Genomic DNA, 22347 nt, shown 5'->3' with positions numbered 1-22347 from the left:
ACACCCCGCTACCCCGCGTGACGCTTGGGCTTGCGCCGTTTCTGACGAACGGCGCAGCCAAACTAATTGCGCATCGCGCCTTGACCTCCCGGATTCCGAACTATCCTTAAGCGCAGGCCATCCGAATCAGGGGAGAGCCGGTACACCGGCGTGCGGGTCATCGGTAGCGTTTCAGGGTGTTCTGGGGGGAAAACAGCCAGTGGCGATTGCCAAGGGCTGCCAGCATCGACTGATTGATCCGGCGTCGGCTCCACGTATCGAGCGAGGTGACGACGTCATGAGTATCTTTAGCCACTTCCAACAACGCTTTGAGTCCACCCAGCAGGAAGAACTTACCCTGCAGGAGTATCTCGAGCTGTGCAAAAAGGACCGCAGCACCTACGCATCTGCCGCCGAACGCCTGCTGTTGGCGATTGGTGAGCCGGAGCTGGTAGACACCTCGAACAATTCGCGCCTGTCGCGAATATTCTCCAACAAGGTGATCCGCCGCTACCCGGCCTTTGAAGACTTCCACGGCATGGAAGAATGCATCGACCAGATCGTCTCCTACTTCCGGCATGCCGCCCAAGGCCTGGAAGAGAAGAAACAGATCCTCTACCTGCTCGGCCCGGTCGGCGGCGGCAAGTCGTCCCTGGCGGAAAAGCTCAAACAACTGATCGAGAAGGTGCCCTTCTACGCGATCAAGGGCTCGCCGGTGTTCGAGTCGCCTCTGGGACTGTTCAACGCCACGGAAGATGGCGCGATCCTCGAAGAAGACTTCGGCATCCCACGCCGCTACCTCAACACCATCATGTCGCCATGGGCCACCAAGCGCCTGTCGGAGTTTGGCGGCGACATCAGCCAGTTCCGCGTGGTGAAACTCTACCCGTCGATCCTCAACCAGATCGGCGTGGCCAAGACCGAGCCCGGCGACGAGAACAACCAGGACATCTCGGCGTTGGTAGGCAAGGTCGATATCCGCAAACTGGAAGAATTCCCACAGAACGACGCCGACGCCTACAGCTACTCGGGCGCACTGTGCCGGGCCAACCAGGGCCTGATGGAATTTGTGGAGATGTTCAAGGCGCCGATCAAGGTGCTGCACCCACTGCTCACCGCCACCCAAGAGGGTAACTACAACAGTACCGAAGGCTTGGGCGCGATTCCGTTTACCGGGATCCTGCTGGCCCACTCCAACGAATCGGAATGGCACACCTTCCGCAACAACAAGAACAACGAAGCCTTCATCGACCGGATCTACATCGTCAAGGTGCCGTACTGCCTGCGGGTCAGCGATGAGATCAAGATCTACGACAAGCTGCTCTTCAACAGTTCTCTCGCCAAGGCGCATTGCGCGCCGGACACCCTGAAGATGCTCGCCCAGTTCACCGTGCTCTCGCGCCTCAAGGAGCCGGAAAACTCCAACATCTACTCCAAAATGCGCGTGTATGACGGCGAAAACCTCAAGGACACCGATCCGAAAGCCAAGTCGATCCAGGAGTACCGCGATACGGCGGGCGTGGACGAGGGCATGAACGGTCTGTCGACACGCTTTGCATTCAAGATCCTGTCCAAAGTCTTTAACTTCGACCCACACGAGATCGCCGCCAACCCGGTGCACCTGCTCTATGTGCTGGAACAGCAGATCGAACAGGAACAATTCCAGGCCGAAACCCGCGAACGCTACCTGCGCTTCCTCAAGGAATACCTGGCGCCGCGCTACATCGAGTTCATCGGCAAGGAAATCCAGACTGCGTACCTGGAGTCCTACAGCGAGTACGGCCAGAACATCTTCGACCGCTACGTGCTGTACGCCGACTTCTGGATTCAGGACCAGGAGTACCGCGACCCGGAAACCGGCGAGATCCTCAACCGCGTGGCCCTCAACGAGGAACTGGAGAAGATCGAAAAACCGGCCGGCATCAGCAATCCGAAGGATTTCCGCAACGAAATCGTCAACTTCGTGCTGCGCGCCCGCGCCAACAACAACGGCAAGAACCCTACCTGGCTCAGCTACGAGAAACTGCGGGTGGTCATCGAGAAGAAAATGTTCTCCAACACCGAGGACCTGCTGCCGGTTATCAGCTTCAACGCCAAGGCCAGCAAGGAGGACCAGCAAAAACACAACGACTTTGTTACACGCATGGTCGAACGCGGCTACACCGACAAACAGGTACGGCTGCTCTCCGAGTGGTATCTGCGGGTGCGCAAATCGCAGTAAGGCAGCCACAGGCGCGTGCTGCCAGGCTTATGGCCTGGCGGCCGACCGCTTGTCTCTAAGCTTCCAGCTCGCGGCTTGAAGCTTGTAACGTGAAGCTGCCCGGAGGGCTCCCCATGAGCTATGTGATCGACCGACGCCTCAATGGCAAGAACAAGAGCACGGTAAACCGTCAGCGTTTCCTGCGGCGTTACCGTGACCACATCAAAAAGGCCGTTGAAGAGGCCGTCAGCCGCCGCTCCATTACCGACATGGAGCATGGCGAGCAAATCAGCATTCCCGGACGCGACATCGACGAACCGGTGCTGCACCACGGTCGAGGCGGCAAACAGACCGTTGTGCACCCCGGCAACAAGGAGTTCACCACCGGCGAGCACATCCAGCGTCCCCAAGGTGGTGGCGGCGGTAAAGGCCCAGGCAAAGCGGGTAATTCCGGCGAAGGCATGGACGAGTTCGTGTTTCAGATCACCCAGGAAGAGTTCCTGGAGTTCATGTTTGAAGACCTGGAACTGCCGAACCTGGTCAAACGCAACCTGACCGGCACCGACACCTTCAAGACCGTGCGCGCGGGGATCAGCAACGAGGGCAACCCGTCCCGCATCAACATCATTCGCACGCTGCGCTCGGCCCATGCACGGCGTATCGCATTGTCCGGTAGCAGCCGCGCCAAATTGAAGGAGGCCAAGGAAGAACTGGTGCGCTTAAAGCGCGAAGAGCCGGATAACTTCGGCGATATCCAGCAAATCGAGGCGGAAATCGAGAAACTCAGCGCGCGCATTCACCGCGTGCCGTTCCTCGACACCTTCGACCTGAAGTACAACTTGCTGGTCAAGCAACCCAACCCCAGCTCCAAGGCGGTGATGTTCTGCCTGATGGACGTGTCCGGCTCCATGACCCAGGCCACCAAGGACATTGCCAAGCGCTTCTTCATTCTGCTGTACCTGTTCCTTAAGCGGAACTACGACAAGATCGACGTGGTGTTCATCCGCCATCACACCAGCGCCCGGGAAGTGGACGAAGAAGAGTTTTTCTATTCGCGGGAAACCGGCGGCACCATTGTGTCCAGCGCCTTGAAGCTGATGCAGGAAATCATGGCCGAGCGCTACCCTGCCAATGAGTGGAACATCTACGCCGCGCAAGCTTCCGACGGCGACAACTGGAACGATGACTCGCCGATCTGCCGCGACATCCTGATCAACCAGATCATGCCGTTTGTGCAGTACTACACCTACGTCGAAATCACCCCTCGTGAGCACCAGGCACTGTGGTTCGAATACGAGCGCATCGGCGAAGCCTTCGCCGATACGTTCGCCCAGCAGCAACTGGTCTCGGCCGGCGATATTTACCCGGTCTTCCGTGAACTCTTCCAGCGCAGGTTAGTGACATGACCGCCAAAAAAGAGCATAAGCGCCAACCCATTTCCACCGGCTCCGAGTGGACCTTTGAACTGATCCAGGCCTATGACCGGGAAATCAGCCGCATCGCGGCGGGTTATGCCCTGGACACCTACCCCAACCAGATCGAAGTGATCACCGCCGAACAGATGATGGATGCCTACGCCTCGGTCGGCATGCCCTTGGGCTACCACCACTGGTCCTACGGCAAACACTTCCTCAGTACCGAGAAGTCCTACACCCGTGGCCAGATGGGCCTGGCCTACGAGATCGTGATCAACTCCGACCCGTGCATCGCTTACCTGATGGAAGAAAACACCATCTGCATGCAGGCGCTGGTGGTGGCCCACGCGTGCTACGGGCATAACAGCTTCTTCAAGGGCAACTACCTGTTCCGCACCTGGACCGATGCCAGTTCAATCATCGATTACCTGGTGTTCGCCAAGCAGTACATCATGCAATGCGAGGAACGCCATGGCATCGATGCGGTAGAGGACTTGCTCGACTCCTGCCACGCGCTGATGAATTACGGCGTCGACCGCTACAAACGCCCGTATCCGATTTCTGCCGAGGAAGAACGGCTGCGCCAGAAGGAGCGTGAGGAGCACCTGCAAAAGCAGATCAACGACCTGTGGCGCACGATTCCTAAAAAGGCCGGCAAAAACAGCGACAAAGACAATGCACGCTTCCCCGCCGAACCTCAGGAAAACATCCTGTATTTTCTGGAAAAACACGCACCGCTGCTGGAGCCATGGCAACGGGAAATCGTGCGGATTGTGCGCAAGATCGCCCAGTACTTTTATCCACAGCGCCAGACCCAGGTGATGAACGAAGGTTGGGCGACGTTCTGGCACTACACCTTGATGAACGACCTGTACGACGAAGGCCTGGTCACCGACGGCTTCATGATGGAGTTCCTTACCTCCCATACCAGCGTGGTGTTCCAGCCCGGGTTTGACAGCCCGTATTACAGCGGCATCAACCCGTACGCGCTGGGCTTTGCCATGTATCGGGACATCCGGCGCATGTGTGAACACCCCACCGAAGAAGACCGCCGCTGGTTCCCGGAAATCGCCGGGAGTGATTGGTTGTCGACCATCAAGTTCGCCATGAGCAGCTTCAAGGATGAAAGTTTTATCCTGCAGTACCTGTCACCCCAGGTGATTCGCGACCTCAAGCTGTTCAGCATTCTCGATGACGACCTCAAGGATGATCTTGTGGTGCCTGCCATCCACGATGAACCCGGCTACCGCACCATCCGTGAAACCCTGGCGGCGCAGTACAACCTGGGCAACCGTGAGCCCAACGTGCAGATCTACAGCATCGACGTACGCGGCGACCGCTCGCTGACCTTGCGTCACCAGCAGCACGACCGCAAACCCTTGGGCGAATCCACCGAAGAAGTGCTCAAACACCTGCACCGGCTGTGGGGCTTCGACATTCACCTGGAAACCCTGCAGGGCGATCAGGTGATGAAAACCCACCATGTGCCACCACGCACCGACCACAACGATAACGACTACGGCCGCCTGGACCTGGCCGTCGTACATCTCTGAAACAGCAAAGCCTCCATTGGCCCGGCACAGGCGGTATCCTGTGCCGCTAATGGAGGCTTTTTCATGAAAATCTACACAGTCGGCGGTGCGGTGCGTGATCGCCTGCTCGGCCTCAGCGTCACCGATATTGACCGCGTTGTGGTGGGGGCGACCACTGAAGAAATGCTCGCCAAAGGCTACAAGCCGGTCGGCGCTGACTTTCCGGTATTTCTGGACCCCAAGAACGGCGACGAATACGCCCTGGCCCGCACCGAACGCAAGAGCGGTCGAGGTTATGGCGGCTTTGTGTTTCACGCCAGCCCCGAGGTGACGCTGGAAGAAGACCTGATTCGCCGCGACCTGACCATCAACGCCATGGCCGAGGATGATGACGGCAACCTGACCGATCCTTATGGCGGTCAGAGCGACCTTGAAGCGCGCATTCTTCGCCACGTTTCACCCGCGTTCGCCGAAGATCCCTTGCGAGTGCTGCGTGTTGCGCGCTTCGCTGCGCGTTATGCCCACCTGGGTTTTACCGTGGCCCCGCAAACCCTGGAGTTGATGCGCCAACTCAGCGAGTCCGGCGAACTGCAAGCCTTGACTCCGGAGCGCAGCTGGAAAGAAATTTCCAGGGCGCTGATGGAGGATCAGCCTCAAGTGTTTATTCAGGTACTGCGCGACTGCGACGCGCTGAAAACCCTGATGCCCGAAGTGAATGCACTATTTGGCGTGCCACAACCTGCCGCCCATCACCCGGAAATAGACACCGGCATCCATACCTTGAGCGTGCTCGAACAGGCCGCCTTGCATCACCAGCCGCTGACCGTACGCTGGGCCTGCCTGCTGCACGACTTGGGTAAAGGCCTGACGCCCGTGGATAAATTGCCGCAGCATATTGCCCACGAACACACGGGTTTGAAGCTGATCAAGGCAGTCAACGAACGCTTCAAGGTGCCGAAGGATTGCCAGGAACTGGCGCTGCTGGTCGGCCAATATCACACCCATGGCCACCGCGCGCTGGAGCTCAAAGCCTCGACATTGCTGGAGTTGCTGCAGAGTTTTGACGTGTATCGCCGGCCGCAGCGCTTTGAAGAGTTTGTGGTGAGTTGTGAAATGGACGCCCGGGGCCGCAAGGGCCTGGAGCAGAGAAGTTATCCACAGGCGGATTATTTACGCGGCGCAGCCAAGGCGGCTCGCGAAGTACCGGTGGCGCCCTTGCTGGAGAAAGGTTTCAAAGGCCCGGAGCTGGGCGAGGCGCTCAAGCGTGAGCGGCTTAAGGTACTCAAGGCCTACAAAGAACACCACAACCTGTAGTCGTTACTCTGTGTGGCAGACGGGCTTACATCAATGCCATTCAGTTAAGCGCAAAACGTGTGGGAGCGGCCTTGCCCGCGAAGACGTCGGCACCGTAAACATTGATTCTGACTGACCCACCGCTTTCGCGGGCAAGCCCGCTCCCACAGTTGAATCCGGTCAAGCCAGGCGCATCGGCGGCTACAGTAGACCTGCCGGGGTCAACTGCTGGCCCTGCCATTCAAACCCGACAGGCGCCAGCACCTGGTCGATCTGGGCATCGCGCCATAACTGGGCCATTGTCTTATCGACTTCAGGGTGTACACGATCCGGCGCCATCAACGACAACGGCCACAGCACAAAAGCATTCTTCAGGATCTCTGCGCGCGGCAGGATCAAACCGTCGAAATTCCCCACCAAATCACCGTACAGCAGCACATCGATATCCAACGGCAGCCCTTTGCGGTCCGGGGCATAACGACCGTTGTCGGCCTCGATGAATTTCAACCGGCGATCGAGCTCCATCAACGGCAGGTCGGTATACGCCGACACGACAAGGTTGAAAAATGGCCCGCTCTTGATGCCCACCGGCTGGCTTTCAAATACCGCGGAGCAGCGTACATCGGTCAAGAAGCCCGCCAACGCGTCCAGGCCGGCACGCAGGTGCGGCTCGCGCTCGATATTGCTGCCAAGGCCAAGGTAAACCTGAGTTAGCGACATCCGCGCTCGATCTCCACGCCCACGCCTTTGGCCGCCGGTACGGCGCCGGGCTTGGTCAATTTGAGGTGCAGCCAGGGAATCTGGAATTCGTTCATCAGCACTTCGGCCAGGCGCTCGGCAAAGGTCTCCACCAACTGGTACTGGGATTGCTCGGCAAAGGCCTGAATGCGCGTGGACACACTGGCGTAATCCAGCGCCAGGGTCAGGTCGTCACCGGCGGCAGCCGGGCGATTGTCCCAGGCGAAGCTAAGGTCCAGGCGCAGGCATTGCTTGATGCCGCGCTCCCAGTCGTAGGCCCCGATTACGGTGTCGACTTCCAGGCCTTCGATAAACACTCTGTCCAAGCTCTTCTCCGCAGCACGACAAGGGCGCATTGCCCCGTTAGAATCAGGGCGTCCTCGCCCGGAATAGTTAGCATGTTTTGGTTACTGGCGATTCTCGCCTACCTGCTCGGCTCGCTGTCCTTCGCCATTTTGCTCAGCCGCCTGACGGGAAATCCCGACCCGCGAATGAGTGGCTCAGGCAATGCCGGCGCCACCAATATGTTGCGCCTGGCCGGCAAGAAACTCGCCGTACTGACGCTGCTGGGCGACCTCTGCAAGGGCTTGTTGCCCGTACTGATCGCCAGCTTCGCCGGTCTTACCTTGCAACAGCAGGCCTGGGTGGGCGTGTGCGCCGTCCTGGGCCATCTGTTTCCGCTGTACTTCCGTTTTCGCGGCGGCAAAGGCGTCGCGACCGCGGCCGGTATGCTGCTGGGGGTTTACCCTCCGGCAGCGCTGCTGGCCGTGCTGGCCTGGCTGCTGACGTTCTACCTGACCCGCACCAGCTCACTGGCCGCACTGATCGCCACGCCACTCACCCTGCCCTTGCTGGCCTGGCAGGCACCGGCGGCGTTGCTGCCGATGAGCGTACTGACACTGCTGATCGTGTGGCGCCACCGCGGCAATTTACGCGACCTGTTTGCCGGGCGCGAACGGCATTTTTAAATACCGTTGATGAGCCCGGCTCAGACCAAACCGCCTAAAGCGGTGAAAGCTGCTCCATCGGCCAGCGTGCCTGCACGCTGATCGCCAGGCTTTCGTGCTGCCCGGCCTGCAGGCGCTGGCAACCGGCGTAGGCAATCATCGCGCCATTGTCGGTGCAGAACTCAGGGCGCGCATAGAACACATCGCCCTTCATGTCGCCGAGCATTTTTTCCAGTGAGGCGCGCAACGCCTTGTTGGCGCTGACGCCGCCTGCGATCACCAGGCGCTGCATGCCTGCCTGTTTCAGGGCGCGCTTGCACTTGATGGTCAAAGTCTCCACCACGGCCTGCTGGAACGCCAGCGCGATGTCGCAACGGGCTTGTTCACTGTCGTCCCCGGCGCTGACGCTTTGCTGCCAGGTGTTCAGCGCGGAGGTTTTCAAGCCGCTGAAGCTGAACATCAGGCCTGGGCGGTCGCACATCGGGCGCGGGAAGGTGTAGCGGCCAGGCACGCCTTTTTCGGCCAGCCGCGCGATTTCCGGGCCACCGGGATAATTGAGGCCCATCATCTTCGCGGTTTTGTCGAAAGCTTCGCCGGCGGCGTCGTCCAGCGACTCACCCAAAAGCGTGTATTGGCCGATTCCATCCACTTGAACCAACTGCGTGTGGCCACCGGAAACCAACAAAGCGACGAACGGGAACTGCGGCGGTGTTTTTTCCAGCATCGGCGCCAGTAAATGGCCTTCCATATGGTGCACACCGAGGGCCGGAATACCCCAGGCAAAGGCCAGCGCCTGGGCGCAAGAGGCCCCAACCAGAAGGGCTCCAACCAATCCGGGGCCTGCGGTGTAGGCAATGGCGTCGATCTCGGTCGGCACGCAGCCGGCCTCGTCCAACACCTGGCGAATCAAGGGCAGCATGCGCTTGACGTGATCGCGGCTGGCCAGCTCCGGCACCACCCCGCCATAGGCGCGGTGCAAGTCGATCTGACTGAACAGTGCATCGGCCAAAAGCCCGCGTTCACTGTCGTAAAGTGCGACACCGGTTTCGTCGCAGGAGGTTTCAAGTCCCAGTACTAGCATGGGTTTGCGCCTTGTAGAGGCTGAATTCGAAGGCGCGCATAATAGTCGCCACTCCCCCTCCCGACTAGCGGTTTTCGATCAGAGGCTTTGCATTCCGGTCAATGAGGGGTTAACATCCGCAACCCTTAAAAACCGACGACCTCAGCCGCGAATTTTTTGCGACGAGAACGTTGATTCCCGGTAATGAAAGAAGGTAGCTCTGGATGCCAGCCGTCAAAGTAAAAGAGAACGAACCCTTCGACGTAGCTCTGCGTCGTTTCAAGCGCTCCTGCGAAAAAGCCGGTGTTCTGGCTGAAGTTCGTAGCCGCGAATTTTATGAGAAGCCAACTTCTGAGCGTAAGCGTAAAGCAGCAGCCGCTGTTAAGCGTCACGCCAAGAAAGTTCAGCGCGAACAGCGCCGCGCCGTTCGTCTGTACTAATACACAGACTTACGTAGCAAGCTTCTGCCAAGCCCGGCCCTCAGCCGGGCTGTTGGCATTTGCGGATATCGCTTGATGCTTCACCGTCGACGCCGCACACGCGACCGAGACACTGCTTCACACGTCAGGACTGGCGCTTCTGCCAGCGGTGCGCGTCTCTTCTGACGAGCCTAACAAGGCTACTGACGAGCACACTTAATTTTACAAACAGACGATCAACTGTGTCGGCTGTGCCCATCAAGGCGGTTCCGAGGCCACTACTGGCCAACACCGGACGCCAGGGCAACATTTCAAAGCCGAAGACTGATAGAAACTAACGTCAGTGAATGCTCGGCAGATACACTCCCCATGCAGACGACAGATGTTCAAGCACTCGATACGTGCGCTTGAACGCTTCACGGGCCCTCATTTACACGCAGTGATGACGAGAACGCCATGGCCGGGCTGATTCCCCAGAGTTTTATTGACGACCTTCTTAACCGCACCGACATCGTCGATGTTGTCAGCTCACGCGTGCAAATGAAGAAGGCCGGCAAGAACTACACTGCCTGCTGCCCGTTCCACAAAGAAAAAACCCCGTCATTCAGCGTCAGCCCAGACAAGCAGTTCTACTACTGCTTCGGCTGCGGCGCAGGCGGCAATGCCCTCGGCTTTATCATGGACCACGACAACCTGGACTTCCCCCAGGCCGTCGAGGAACTGGCCAAAGCCGCCGGCATGGAAATCCCCCGCGAAGAAAGTGGCCGCGCGCACAAACCGCGACAACCCACCGATTCGCCGCTGTACCCGCTGCTGACCGCCGCTGCCGACTTCTATCGCCAGGCGCTTAAAAGCCATCCGCAGCGCAAGGCCGCCGTCGAGTACCTCAAGGGCCGCGGCCTGACCGGTGAGATCGCCCGGGATTTTGGCCTGGGTTTCGCCCCGCCGGGCTGGGACAACCTGTACAAGCATCTGAGCAGCGATACGCTGCAGCAAAAGGCCATGATCGATGCCGGCCTGCTGGTGGAAAACGCCGAGACCGGCAAGCGCTATGACCGCTTCCGCGATCGCGTGATGTTTCCGATCCGCGACAGCCGTGGCCGTATCATCGCTTTTGGTGGCCGGGTACTCGGGGATGACAAGCCTAAATACCTGAACTCCCCGGAAACCCCGGTATTTCACAAGGGCCAGGAACTTTACGGCCTGTTTGAAGCGCGCAAAAACAATCGCAACCTCGATGAAATCATCGTGGTGGAAGGCTATATGGACGTGATCGCGCTGGCCCAGCAGGGCCTGCGCAATGCCGTCGCCACCCTGGGCACCGCCACCAGCGAAGAACACATGAAGCGCCTGTTTCGCGTGGTGCCCAGCGTGCTGTTCTGTTTCGACGGCGACCAGGCCGGCCGTAACGCCGCCTGGCGTGCGCTCGAAGCCACGTTGTCGAGCCTGCAGGACGGGCGCCGCGCGCGCTTTCTGTTTCTGCCCGAAGGCGAAGACCCGGACACCCTGGTGCGCTCCGAAGGCACCGACGCCTTCCGCGCCCGCATCAATCAACACGCGCAGCCGCTGGCGGACTATTTCTTCCAGCAACTGACCGAAGAAGCCGACCCGCGCTCCCTCGAAGGCAAGGCCCACATGGCCACCCTCGCAGCGCCGCTGATCGACAAAGTGCCGGGCGCCAACCTGAAATCACTGATGCGCATGCGCCTGCTGGAAATCACCGGCCTGAGTGGCGAGGCCGTCAGCCAGCTGGTGCACAGCGCACCGCAGGAAGCGCCACCGGCCTACGACCCTGGCATGGACTACGACGCCATGCCGGACTATTCCGACTTCCACCAACCGCAGGAGGCCTACGCGCCCCAGCAGGAGTGGACACCGAAGAAGCCCGGCGCCGGCGGTAAAAAATGGGACAAGAAACCCTGGAACAAGAACGGCAAACGCGGTGACCGCGACGAGGCATACGCGCCGCGAACTCCTGTCGCCGTCGAAGCTCCAACGCTCATTGCATTGAGAACACTTATTCACCACCCGCAATTGGCAAAAAAAGTTGAGAGCGCCGATCACTTTGCCAACGAGAGCAACACTTACGCTCAGGTACTGATCGCCTTGATCGAGGCGGTGCAGAAAAATCCTAAGCTAAACTCAATTCAATTGATGGCTCGTTGGCACGGCACCGAACAAGGACGCTTGCTTAAAGCACTGGCGGAAAAGGAGTGGCTAATTGACGGCGACAACCTTGAACAACAGTTTTTAGACACCATTACTAGGTTATCCGCAGGTCAGCACACGCAGACCCTGGATGAGCTGATCAAGCGTGCAAGGCAGCCGGGTTTATCGGCTGAAGAGCAAATTCAGATAGCAAAACAGATGCGCGACCTCTTAAAACAGAATGTTTGTACATCTAACCCGACCTCAGCTGGCGTGTGAGGTCATAGCTCGGGTATAATCCTCGGCTTGTTTTTTGCCCGCCAAGACCTTCAGTGGATAGGGTGTTATGTCCGGAAAAGCGCAACAACAGTCTCGTATCAAAGAGTTGATCACCCTTGGTCGTGAGCAGAAGTATCTGACTTACGCAGAGGTCAACGATCACCTGCCTGAGGATATTTCAGATCCAGAGCAGGTGGAAGACATCATCCGCATGATTAATGACATGGGGATCCCCGTACACGAGAGTGCTCCGGATGCGGACGCCCTTATGTTGGCCGACTCCGATACCGACGAGGCAGCTGCTGAAGAAGCGGCGGCCGCGCTGGCAGCGGTGGAGACCGACATCGGTCGCACGACTGACCCTGTGCGCATGTATATGCGTGAAATGGGTACCGTCGAGCTGCTGACACGTGAAGGCGAAATCGAAATCGCCAAACGTATTGAAGAGGGTATCCGTGAAGTGATGGGCGCAATCGCGCACTTCCCTGGCACGGTTGACCACATTCTCTCCGAGTACACTCGCGTCACCACCGAAGGTGGCCGCCTGTCTGACGTTCTGAGCGGTTACATCGACCCGGACGACGGCATTGCGCCGCCTGCCGCCGAAGTGCCGCCGCCTGTCGATGCGAAAGCCGCGAAAGCCGACGACGACACCGAAGACGACGATGCTGAAGCCAGCAGCGACGACGAAGATGAAGTTGAAAGCGGCCCGGACCCGATCATCGCAGCCCAGCGTTTCGGTGCGGTTTCCGATCAAATGGAAATCACCCGCAAGGCCCTGAAAAAGCACGGTCGCTCCAACAAGCTGGCGATTGCCGAGCTGGTGGCCCTGGCTGAGCTGTTCATGCCGATCAAGCTGGTACCGAAGCAATTCGAAGGCCTGGTTGAGCGTGTTCGCAGTGCCCTTGAACGTCTGCGTGCGCAAGAACGCGCAATCATGCAGCTGTGTGTACGTGATGCACGTATGCCGCGTGCCGACTTCCTGCGCCAGTTCCCGGGCAACGAAGTCGATGAAAGCTGGACCGACGCGCTGGCCAAAGGCAAGGCGAAATACGCCGAAGCCATTGGTCGCCTGCAGCCGGACATCATCCGTTGCCAGCAGAAGCTGACCGCGCTTGAGACCGAAACCGGTCTGACGATTGCTGAAATCAAAGACATCAACCGTCGCATGTCGATCGGTGAGGCCAAGGCCCGCCGCGCGAAGAAAGAGATGGTTGAAGCGAACTTGCGTCTGGTGATCTCGATCGCCAAGAAGTACACCAACCGTGGCCTGCAATTCCTCGATCTGATCCAGGAAGGCAACATCGGCTTGATGAAGGCGGTGGACAAGTTCGAATACCGTCGCGGCTACAAGTTCTCGACTTATGCCACCTGGTGGATCCGTCAGGCGATCACTCGCTCGATCGCCGACCAGGCCCGCACCATCCGTATTCCGGTGCACATGATCGAGACGATCAACAAGCTCAACCGTATTTCCCGGCAGATGTTGCAGGAAATGGGTCGTGAACCGACCCCGGAAGAGCTGGGCGAACGCATGGAAATGCCTGAGGATAAAATCCGCAAGGTATTGAAGATCGCGAAAGAGCCGATCTCCATGGAAACGCCGATTGGTGATGACGAAGACTCCCATCTGGGTGACTTCATCGAAGACTCGACCATGCAGTCGCCAATCGATGTCGCCACTGTTGAGAGCCTTAAAGAAGCGACCCGCGACGTACTGTCCGGCCTCACTGCCCGTGAAGCCAAGGTACTGCGCATGCGTTTCGGCATCGACATGAATACCGACCATACCCTTGAGGAAGTCGGTAAGCAGTTTGACGTGACCCGCGAGCGGATCCGTCAGATCGAAGCCAAGGCGCTGCGCAAGTTGCGCCACCCGACGCGAAGCGAGCATCTACGCTCCTTCCTCGACGAGTGATACCAGAACCCCCGGCCCAGGCCGGGGGTTTTGTTTTCTATAGATTAATTTCTACAGATTAACCTCCCCCGCAGCACCCCTCCCCCTAAATGCCCGTCTACACTCGACAGATTCCCCGTGCCATAACGAGACCGTTATGCCCAGACTGCCGACCGTGATACTGCTGTCGCTGCTCGCCTGGACCGCAACGGCTGGCGCGTTGACTCTTACTGATGATGAGCGTGGCTGGCTGGCGGACCATCAGGAGCTGCGCCTGGGGGTGGACGCTTCTTGGCCGCCCTTCGAATACCGTGATGAAAATGGCCGTTATCAAGGCCTTGCTGCCGACTATGTACGCCTGATCCAGGACCGCCTGGGCGTACGGATAAAGCTGATCGAGCCGGCGAACTGGACCGCCGTGCTCGAACAGGCGAAAAACAACCAGCTCGACCTGCTCCCCGGCATCATGTCGACGCCCGAGCGCCAGAACTACCTGGCCTTTACGCGTCCGTACCTGGACTTTCCCATCGTCATCCTTGCCCATGAGGGTGGCGCAAAACCGCGCAACCTCAAAGACCTGTACGGCCTGAAGATCGCGGTGGTGGAAAACTACGCGCCGCACGAATTACTACGCACTCACCACCCCGACCTCAACCTGGTGGCCATGCCGAACGTCAGTTCAACGCTGCAAGCCCTGGCCACCGATGAAGTGGATGCGGTTGTCAGCGACCTCGCTTCCAGCGTCTGGAGCCTGCGCCAACTCAAGCTGGACGGTTTATACGTCAGCGGCGAAACGCCCTACCGCTATCAATTGGCTATGGGCGTGCCACGCGATCAGAAAATACTGGTGGGCATTCTGGACAAAGTCCTCGCCGACCTCAGCTCCGACGAAACCGATGCGATCCAGCAACACTGGGTCGGCAGTTTCACCGATCACCGCACCTTCTGGGCCGATTTGCTGATGTACGGCCTGCCGGCGGTGCTGCTGTTGAGCACTGTGTTGGCCATCGTGATTCGCATCAACCGCCGGCTCAGCTCGGAAATTGCCCGGAGGGTCGCCCTTGAGCAAGAATTGCGCAGCAGCGAATACCACTATCGCGGCCTGGTAGAGAGCCTGTCCGCGATTGCCTGGGAAGCCAGCATCACCGACTTCACCTACAGCTACGTGTCGCCCCACGCCGAAGACCTGCTGGGCTATCCCCGCGCCCATTGGTTGATTCCAGGTTTCTGGCGCAACATCATCCACCCCGCCGACCTGATCCGTGCCGAGGCATTCTGCTACCAGGAAACCCGCGCCAACCGCGATCACAGCCTCGATTATCGGGTGATTACCGCCGACGGCCGCTGCTTGTGGGTGCGTGACATCGTCAGCCTGATCGAGCACGGCCATGAGCCGGTGTTACGCGGTTTGATGATCGATATCAGCGAAGCCAAACGCACTGAAGAGGCGTTGCAGCTTTCCGAAGAGAAGTTTGCCTCGGTGTTTCAGCAATGCCCGGACATCCTGGTCATCGCCCGCCTCTCTGATGGCTGCCTGCTGGAGGTGAACAAGGCATTCGAGGACCAGATTGGGTTAAGCGCCGAACAAGTCGTGGGTAAAACCGCCACCGAGCTGAATATCTGGGGCGTTCAAGGCGTCGGCCCCGACCTGTTGCGACGTGTGCAGACCACCAGCATCCGCAACCTGGAAATGCCGTTTCTGCGCAGCAATGGCCAGGCGTTCACCGGGCTGATCTCCGCCGAACCGTTCCAGCTCGACACCACGGAAGCCTTGGTGGTGGCGGTGCGTGACATCACCCAACTCAAGGAAACCCAGCAACTGCTGCAAACCTCCGAAGAGAAATTCGCCAAGGCCTTCCACGCCTCACCCGACGGTTTGCTGCTCAGCCGCCAACGCGATGGGCTGTTGATTGAAGTGAACGAAGGCTTCACCCGCCTGACGGGCTTTACCAGTGCGAACTCGCTCGACCAGTCGACCCTGGACCTGGGTATCTGGGTTGACCTCAACGAACGCAAACACCTGCTGGAATTGATGCAACGCGACGGTTTTGTGCGCGACTTCGTCTGCCGTATCCGCCGCGCCGACGGCTCGATTCGCCTGTGCGAAGTGTCCAGCCGCCCGCTGCCCATCGGCGAAGAAGACTGCATGCTGACCATCGCCCGCGACATCACCGAACGCCAAGTGATGCAGGAAAAACTGCAACAGGCCGCCACCGTGTTCGAGAGCACCGCCGAAGGCGTATTGATCACCGACACCCGGCAGAACATCAGCGCCGTCAACCGCGCTTTCAGCGAGATCACCGGCTACAGCGAAGCCGAAGCCCTTGGCAGCACGCCGCGCCTGCTCGCCTCCGGCCTGCATGACAGCGCGTTCTATGCGGCGATGTGGCATCAATTGACGGCCCACGGCCACTGGCAGGGCGAGATTTCCAACCGTCGCAAAAACGGCGAGCTGTACCCCAGTTGGCTGACCATCAGCGCCGTGCGCAACCGCGACCAGTTGATCACGCATTTTGTTGCCGTGTTTGCCGATATCTCCAGCCTCAAGCACGCCCAGGCTCGCCTCGACTACCAGGCGCACCACGATCCCCTGACCGGCCTGCCCAACCGCACCCTGTTTGAAAGCCGGCTGCAAGCCGCCCTCATTAGCCAGGAAGAAACCGGTAGCCAGGGCGCCGTGCTGTTCCTCGACCTGGACCGGTTCAAGCATATCAACGACAGCCTCGGCCACCCCGTCGGCGACCTGCTGCTCAAGGACATCGCCGTGCGCCTCAAGGAGCAACTGCGCGACATCGACACCGTGGCACGCCTGGGCGGCGACGAATTCATCATCTTGCTACCCGGCCTGCAACAAGCCAGCGATGCCGAACACCTGGCCAATAAACTGCTCGCCTGCTTCACCCCGCCGTTCCAGGCCGGCGAGCATGAGTTCTTTATCAGCGCCAGCATCGGCACCAGCCTTTACCCACAGGACGGTACCGACGTCGCCACCCTGGTCAAAAACGCCGATGCCGCGATGTACCGCTCCAAGGCCAAAGGCCGCAACCGTGTCGAGAGCTACACCCGCGACCTCACCGCCCAGGCCAACGAACGCGTGGCCCTCGAGCACGAACTGCGTCGCGCCATCGAACGTGAAGAGCTGTTTTTGTACTACCAACCCAAGCTCAGCCTGGCCACCCAGGAACTGATCGGCGCCGAAGCCTTGATTCGCTGGCACCACCCGACGTTTGGCGACGTGCCGCCGGAACACTTCATCGCCCTGGCCGAAGAGAACGGCACAATCCTGCAGATTGGCGACTGGGTACTGGAACAGGCCTGCCGTCAGATGCACACCTGGAAACACGCCTTCAACGACTTCGGCCCACTGTCAGTCAACCTCGCCGGCGCACAACTGCGTCACCCCAACCTGCTCGCGCGCATCGAACAACTGCTGCACGACTACGATCTGGAGCCCGGCTGCCTGCAACTGGAGATCACCGAAAACTTCATCATGAGCCAGGCCGAAGAAGCCCTCGAAGTGCTGCACCAACTCAAGCACCTGGGCGTGCAACTGGCCATCGATGACTTCGGCACTGGCTATTCCTCCCTCAGTTACCTCAAGCGCCTGCCACTGGATTTCCTCAAGATCGACCAGTCTTTCGTGCGCGGCCTGCCCGACGACCCCCACGACGCCGCCATCGTGCGCGCCATCATCGCCCTGGGCCACAGCATGCAATTCACCATCATCGCCGAAGGCGTGGAAAACCCCGCACAACAAGCCTTCCTGGCGGCCGAAGGCTGCGAACAGATGCAAGGCTACATCGTCAGCCTGCCACTGCCGCCGGAGCTTTTTGCCGAGACGTTTCTTCATATGCGGGTTTCAGACTTTTCGGATGGCACAGCACGGAAACCGTCGCTATAATCCGCGTCCTACTGAGGGCCTATAGCTCAGTTGGTTAGAGCAGGGGACTCATAATCCCTTGGTCGTAGGTTCGAGTCCTACTGGGCCCACCATCTTCGAAGCCACGCAATGCGTGGCTTTCGCCGTTTTTGCACCCAAGCTTTCTGGCTCAGATTTTCCAGCCAGACCAGCAAAAGTGTCCACAATATGTCCACTCGAATTTTCCAACACCTTCACCTCAGCCCCATTAGGCCAAGCGATTGTCAGTTGACCAACGCCCCCATAATCGACTCGGTTGGTTTTGCGTTGAAAGTAGCCCTCCCCCAAACACCATAAAATCCAGCACGGCACGGCACATGGTCTGCGCACTGCGCCCGGCCGAGAGAATGAAGTCATGCAGCATCAGGTTGCGTTGAAGCGCACAATGGTGGCGTTTCGTGCCCCGCTGCCGAACGCTGAACCGTGCGACAGCTAATAGCGCTCCAAAAAACAAAGACTTAGATCTTAATTCGACGAATTTAGCGGCGAATTCGCCGACAACTGAGAATCCTGCCGGCAAAATTCATTCAATCAGCCATACAAAAAATGCTTAGCGAATGCTTAACAAATGCTCAAATATGAGCAATACTTCGCATCGTACAGTACATAGAATTTAGCATTCCTTTGTACATGGTTAGGTTATATTGCCTTGGAGTTCAGTTATGGCAGCGCTACTTGATCGGGCCGACCAGGCCATATCGGTTACCGCAATGGTTAGGAGCTTCAGTTCAAAGCTCAAAGAAATCTCAAGCCGCACCACCGATCGCTTGGTCGTGTTCAAAGACAATGAACCGGCTGCAGTCATCGTGAATGTAGATGCTTATCAAGAATTGATGGATGAGCTGGAAGACCTACGAATCGAAGCTACTGCGCGTGATCGCTTGGCGAGCTTTAACCCAAAATCGGCTATCTCTCACGCAGATATGCGAGCCAGGTACGCCAAAAAAGACTAAGGATTTGCGATGGCTTGGGGAGTCAACTATCACCCAGATACTGAAGGCGACTTCGACAGGCTTGGATCCACAGCAGCAAACAGGATCCTGGACGTCATCGAGGAAAGAATAGTAAATGGAGAACCCGATAAAAGTGGGAAGGCCCTGAGCGGATCGCTTGCAGGGTGTCGTCGAATTCGGACTGGCGATACACGCATCGTGTACCGGGTTGATGGAAAAGCCGTCGAAGTACTGATCATCGCCGCCGGCAACCGACGTGACGACGAAGTTTACAACGATGCAAAAAAACGAGTCTGAGCCCGCGTTAAGGGCTTTTTCTTATACTGCCCTGTATCCGTATTACCAAACGAGAAAGCCGCGCACTGCGCGGCTTTTTCGTGTCTGGAAGTCTGTAACATACCGCCTCATTGCCCATCGCACCGGAGCCCCCCCTTGCCCGCCCTCGACGAAATCGATCGCCAACTGATCGCCGCCTTGCAGATCAACGCCCGCGAAAGCGTGGCCATGCTTGCCCGGCAGCTGGGCATTGCGCGCACCACGGTGACGTCGCGCCTGGCGCGTCTGGAGAAAACCCAGGTGATCACCGGTTATGGCGTGCGCCTCGGGCAACGTGTGGTTGATGGGGGGTTGCAGGCGTATGTCGGCATTACCGTTCAGGCGCGCTCGGGCAAGGAAGTGCTGCGCAGGCTGAGCGCCATGGCGCAGGTGCAGCAGTTGTGTGCGGTGAGTGGCGAGTTTGATTACGTGGCCTGGCTGCGCACTGATTCGCCGGAACAGCTGGACCAGTTGCTGGACCAGATCGGCAGTGTCGCGGGCGTAGAGAAAACCACCACGTCGATCATCCTCAGTAACAAATTGGACCGTGGCCAGCCAATTTGACCAGCCACTTCGTCACTATGACTAAAAACAATCCAATCCGACGACACATTGCGTCTTAATAACGAACGCTACGCTCCCTAAACTGGCTGCCATCTTTTCCTATACTCAACGGGCCGAATCCCGCCGAGTCGTCAGTAAGGTCAGCCATGAGCATTCCGTCCAGCACCATCAGCAAGACCAATCGCCATCCCGCCGACGGTAAAAAACCTATCACCATCTTTGGCCCGGATTTTCCGTTTGCCTTTGATGACTGGATCGAACACCCGGCCGGCCTGGGCAGTATTCCCGCGGCCAACCATGGCGCGGAAGTGGCGATTGTGGGGGCCGGGATCGCGGGGCTGGTGGCGGCCTACGAGCTAATGAAGCTGGGCCTCAAGCCGGTGGTGTATGAGGCCTCGAAGATGGGCGGGCGTTTGCGCTCCCAGGCCTTTGAAGGCGCCGAAGGCATCATCGCCGAGCTGGGCGGCATGCGTTTTCCGGTGTCGTCCACCGCGTTCTACCACTATGTGGACAAGCTGGGCCTTGAGACCAGACCCTTTCCCAACCCGCTGACACCGGCTTCCGGCAGCACAGTGGTCGACCTCGAAGGCCAGACTCACTACGCGCAGAAACTCTCGGACTTGCCCGTTCTGTTCCAGGAAGTGGCCGATGCCTGGGCGGATGCGCTGGAGGCCGGCTCGCAGTTCGGTGATATCCAGCAAGCCATTCGCGATCGCGACGTGCCGCGCCTCAAAGCGCTGTGGAACAAGCTGGTACCGCTGTGGGACGACCGCACCTTCTATGACTTCGTAGCCACGTCCAAGGCGTTCGCCAAGCTGTCGTTCGCGCACCGCGAAGTGTTTGGCCAGGTGGGTTTCGGCACGGGTGGCTGGGACTCGGATTTCCCCAACTCGATGCTGGAAATCTTCCGCGTGGTGATGACCAACTGCGACGATCACCAACACCTGGTGGTTGGCGGCGTAGCACAAGTGCCCATGGGCATCTGGCGCCATGTGCCGGAGCGTTGCGCCCACTGGCCTGCCGGCACCAGCCTCAGCTCGCTGCATCGCGGTGCGCCACGGGCGGGGGTAAAACGCATTGCCCATGCTGCCGATGGCCGCTTTGCGGTCACCGACAACTACGGCGACACCCGCGAATACGCCGCCGTGCTGACCACCTGCCAAAGCTGGTTGCTGACCACCCAGATCGAATGCGACGAAACCCTGTTTTCGCAAAAAATGTGGATGGCCCTGGACCGCACGCGCTACATGCAATCGTCCAAGACCTTCGTGATGGTCGACCGCCCGTTCTGGAAAGACAAAGACCCGGAGACCGGCCGCGACCTGATGAGCATGACCCTCACCGACCGCCTCACCCGTGGCACCTATCTGTTCGACAACGGTGACGACAAGCCAGGCGTGATTTGCCTGTCGTACTCGTGGATGAGCGACGCGCTGAAAATGCTCCCGCAGCCTATCGACAAGCGCGTGAAACTGGCCCTCGACGCGCTGAAAAAGATCTACCCGAAAGTCGATATCAAGGCACGCATCATCGGCGACCCGATCACCGTATCCTGGGAAGCCGACCCGCATTTCCTCGGCGCCTTCAAAGGCGCGTTGCCCGGCCACTATCGCTACAACCAGCGCATGTATGCGCACTTTATGCAGAAGGACATGCCCGCCGAACAGCGTGGGATTTTTATCGCCGGTGACGACGTATCCTGGACGCCTGCGTGGGTCGAGGGCGCGGTGCAAACCTCGCTGAATGCGGTGTGGGGCATCATGACCCACTTCGGCGGCAGCACTCACCCCGAAAACCCAGGCCCAGGTGATGTCTTTGACGAAATCGGCCCGATCGCCCTGGCCGATTAAGGAGTTAAGCATGCGTGTCGCCCTGTACCAATGCCCACCGCTGCCGCTGGATGTGGCCGGCAACCTCAAGCGCCTGCATCAATTGGCGCATGAAGCGAGCGGTGCCAACGTGCTGGTGCTGCCGGAGATGTTCCTCAGCGGCTACAACATTGGCGCGGAAGCGGTGGGCGCACTCGCCGAAGCCCAGGATGGGCCGTCGGCACAGGCGATTGCCGAACTGGCCAAAAGCGCCGGCCTGGCCATTCTCTACGGGTACCCGGAGCGGGCTGAGGACGGGCAGATCTACAACGCCGTGCAATTGATCGATGCCCACGGCCAGCGCCTGTGCAACTACCGCAAGACTCACCTGTTTGGCGACCTGGACCACTCGATGTTCAGCGCCGGGGAAGATGATTTCCCGCTGGTGGAGCTTAACGGCTGGAGGCTGGGTTTTCTGATCTGCTACGACCTGGAGTTCCCGGAAAACACGCGACGCCTGGCCCTGGCCGGTGCCGAGGTGATCCTGGTGCCGACGGCCAATATGGTGCCGTTCGACTTTGTTGCCGACGTGACCGTACGGGCGCGGGCCTTTGAAAACCAGTGCTATGTGGCCTACGCCAACTACTGCGGGCACGAAGGCGAGATTCAGTACTGCGGGCAAAGCAGTATTGCTGCGCCCAATGGCCAGCGAATCGCCCAGGCGGGGCTGGATGAAGCGTTGATCGTCGGTACACTGGATCGCCAGTTGATCCTGGATGCCCGCGTGGCCAATCACTACCTGCAAGACCGTCGCCCAGAGCTGTACGGCGCGCTGCACAAGCCCTGAGCCAGACGGTTTGTTAGCATAGGCACATTCTACG

The 22347-nt window shown here is 59.0% G+C and carries 17 protein-coding genes and 1 tRNA gene; 15 read left to right on the top strand and 3 right to left on the bottom strand.

What is annotated here, in order from left to right; genetic code table 11:
- The first annotated feature begins 277 nt into the window (after positions 1-277).
- From AOA59_RS18225 to AOA59_RS18210, 4 genes are all read left to right on the top strand, one after another.
- Positions 278-2200: a PrkA family serine protein kinase gene (locus tag AOA59_RS18225; protein ID WP_026013778.1), complete on the top strand. Its 1923-nt coding sequence runs from the start codon at positions 278-280 to the stop codon at positions 2198-2200.
- A 113-nt stretch (positions 2201-2313) separates the two neighbouring features.
- On the top strand, positions 2314-3585 hold the full coding sequence (locus AOA59_RS18220) for a YeaH/YhbH family protein (protein ID WP_065929390.1): 1272 nt from the start codon (positions 2314-2316) through the stop codon (positions 3583-3585).
- The gene (locus AOA59_RS18215; RefSeq protein ID WP_017138056.1) at positions 3582-5147 is read left to right on the top strand and encodes a SpoVR family protein; all 1566 of its coding nucleotides are present in this window, start codon (positions 3582-3584) and stop codon (positions 5145-5147) included. The genes AOA59_RS18220 and AOA59_RS18215 overlap by 4 nt, the downstream gene beginning before the upstream one ends.
- Positions 5148-5210: 63 nt before the next feature.
- Positions 5211-6440 carry a multifunctional CCA addition/repair protein gene (locus tag AOA59_RS18210; protein WP_099488592.1) on the top strand — a complete coding sequence of 410 codons (1230 nt, stop codon included), beginning with the start codon at positions 5211-5213 and terminating at the stop codon, positions 6438-6440.
- Between the two features lie 180 nt (positions 6441-6620).
- Here AOA59_RS18210 and folK read toward each other — a convergent pair whose 3' ends face one another.
- A complete protein-coding gene (gene folK / locus AOA59_RS18205; protein WP_099488591.1) occupies positions 6621-7139 on the bottom strand; it encodes a 2-amino-4-hydroxy-6-hydroxymethyldihydropteridine diphosphokinase in 519 nt (172 codons plus the stop codon).
- Complete coding sequence (gene folB, locus AOA59_RS18200) at positions 7130-7483, bottom strand: dihydroneopterin aldolase (RefSeq protein ID WP_017138053.1); 354 nt, start codon at positions 7481-7483, stop codon at positions 7130-7132. Before folB ends, folK begins: the two co-directional genes overlap by 10 nt.
- Positions 7484-7555: 72 nt before the next feature.
- On the opposite strand from folB, the gene plsY reads away from it, so the two are divergent.
- Entirely contained in the window at positions 7556-8125 is a 570-nt protein-coding gene (gene plsY / locus AOA59_RS18195) for a glycerol-3-phosphate 1-O-acyltransferase PlsY (RefSeq protein ID WP_056857845.1), read from the top strand.
- Positions 8126-8159: 34 nt separating this feature from the next.
- Here plsY and tsaD read toward each other — a convergent pair whose 3' ends face one another.
- Positions 8160-9185 (bottom strand): tRNA (adenosine(37)-N6)-threonylcarbamoyltransferase complex transferase subunit TsaD, encoded by a 1026-nt coding sequence (gene tsaD, locus AOA59_RS18190; RefSeq protein WP_056857844.1) that lies wholly within the window; start codon positions 9183-9185, stop codon positions 8160-8162.
- 203 nt (positions 9186-9388) lie between these two features.
- Here tsaD and rpsU point away from each other — a divergent pair, with 203 nt between their 5' ends.
- From rpsU to AOA59_RS18140, 10 genes are all read left to right on the top strand, one after another.
- Positions 9389-9604, top strand: a complete 216-nt coding sequence (rpsU, locus tag AOA59_RS18185; protein ID WP_002551877.1) for a 30S ribosomal protein S21 — start codon at positions 9389-9391, stop codon at positions 9602-9604.
- 435 nt (positions 9605-10039) lie between these two features.
- Positions 10040-12010 carry a DNA primase gene (dnaG, locus tag AOA59_RS18180; RefSeq protein ID WP_069786299.1) on the top strand — a complete coding sequence of 657 codons (1971 nt, stop codon included), beginning with the start codon at positions 10040-10042 and terminating at the stop codon, positions 12008-12010.
- A gap of 67 nt (positions 12011-12077) precedes the next feature.
- Entirely contained in the window at positions 12078-13928 is a 1851-nt protein-coding gene (rpoD, locus tag AOA59_RS18175; RefSeq protein WP_017138049.1) for an RNA polymerase sigma factor RpoD, read from the top strand.
- Between the two features lie 136 nt (positions 13929-14064).
- Positions 14065-17808 carry an EAL domain-containing protein gene (locus AOA59_RS18170; RefSeq protein WP_099488589.1) on the top strand — a complete coding sequence of 1248 codons (3744 nt, stop codon included), beginning with the start codon at positions 14065-14067 and terminating at the stop codon, positions 17806-17808.
- A 15-nt stretch (positions 17809-17823) separates the two neighbouring features.
- Positions 17824-17900, top strand: a tRNA-Ile gene (locus AOA59_RS18165).
- Between the two features lie 588 nt (positions 17901-18488).
- Positions 18489-18779 carry a Phd-YefM gene (locus AOA59_RS18160; RefSeq protein ID WP_056857840.1) on the top strand — a complete coding sequence of 97 codons (291 nt, stop codon included), beginning with the start codon at positions 18489-18491 and terminating at the stop codon, positions 18777-18779.
- A 9-nt stretch (positions 18780-18788) separates the two neighbouring features.
- Positions 18789-19076, top strand: coding sequence for a type II toxin-antitoxin system RelE/ParE family toxin (locus AOA59_RS18155; protein WP_099488587.1), 288 nt, complete (start codon positions 18789-18791; stop codon positions 19074-19076).
- Between the two features lie 135 nt (positions 19077-19211).
- Entirely contained in the window at positions 19212-19658 is a 447-nt protein-coding gene (locus AOA59_RS18150) for an Lrp/AsnC family transcriptional regulator (protein WP_099488585.1), read from the top strand.
- A gap of 167 nt (positions 19659-19825) precedes the next feature.
- Positions 19826-21508 (top strand): NAD(P)/FAD-dependent oxidoreductase, encoded by a 1683-nt coding sequence (locus tag AOA59_RS18145; RefSeq protein ID WP_099488634.1) that lies wholly within the window; start codon positions 19826-19828, stop codon positions 21506-21508.
- 10 nt (positions 21509-21518) lie between these two features.
- Positions 21519-22313 (top strand): carbon-nitrogen hydrolase family protein, encoded by a 795-nt coding sequence (locus tag AOA59_RS18140; protein ID WP_099488583.1) that lies wholly within the window; start codon positions 21519-21521, stop codon positions 22311-22313.
- Positions 22314-22347 lie beyond the last annotated feature (34 nt).

Source organism: Pseudomonas sp. 2822-15 (genome assembly GCF_002742515.1).
GTDB classification, from domain to species: Bacteria; Pseudomonadota; Gammaproteobacteria; order Pseudomonadales; family Pseudomonadaceae; genus Aquipseudomonas; species Aquipseudomonas salomonii.
This window is presented reverse-complemented; position numbering and strand designations above follow the sequence as displayed.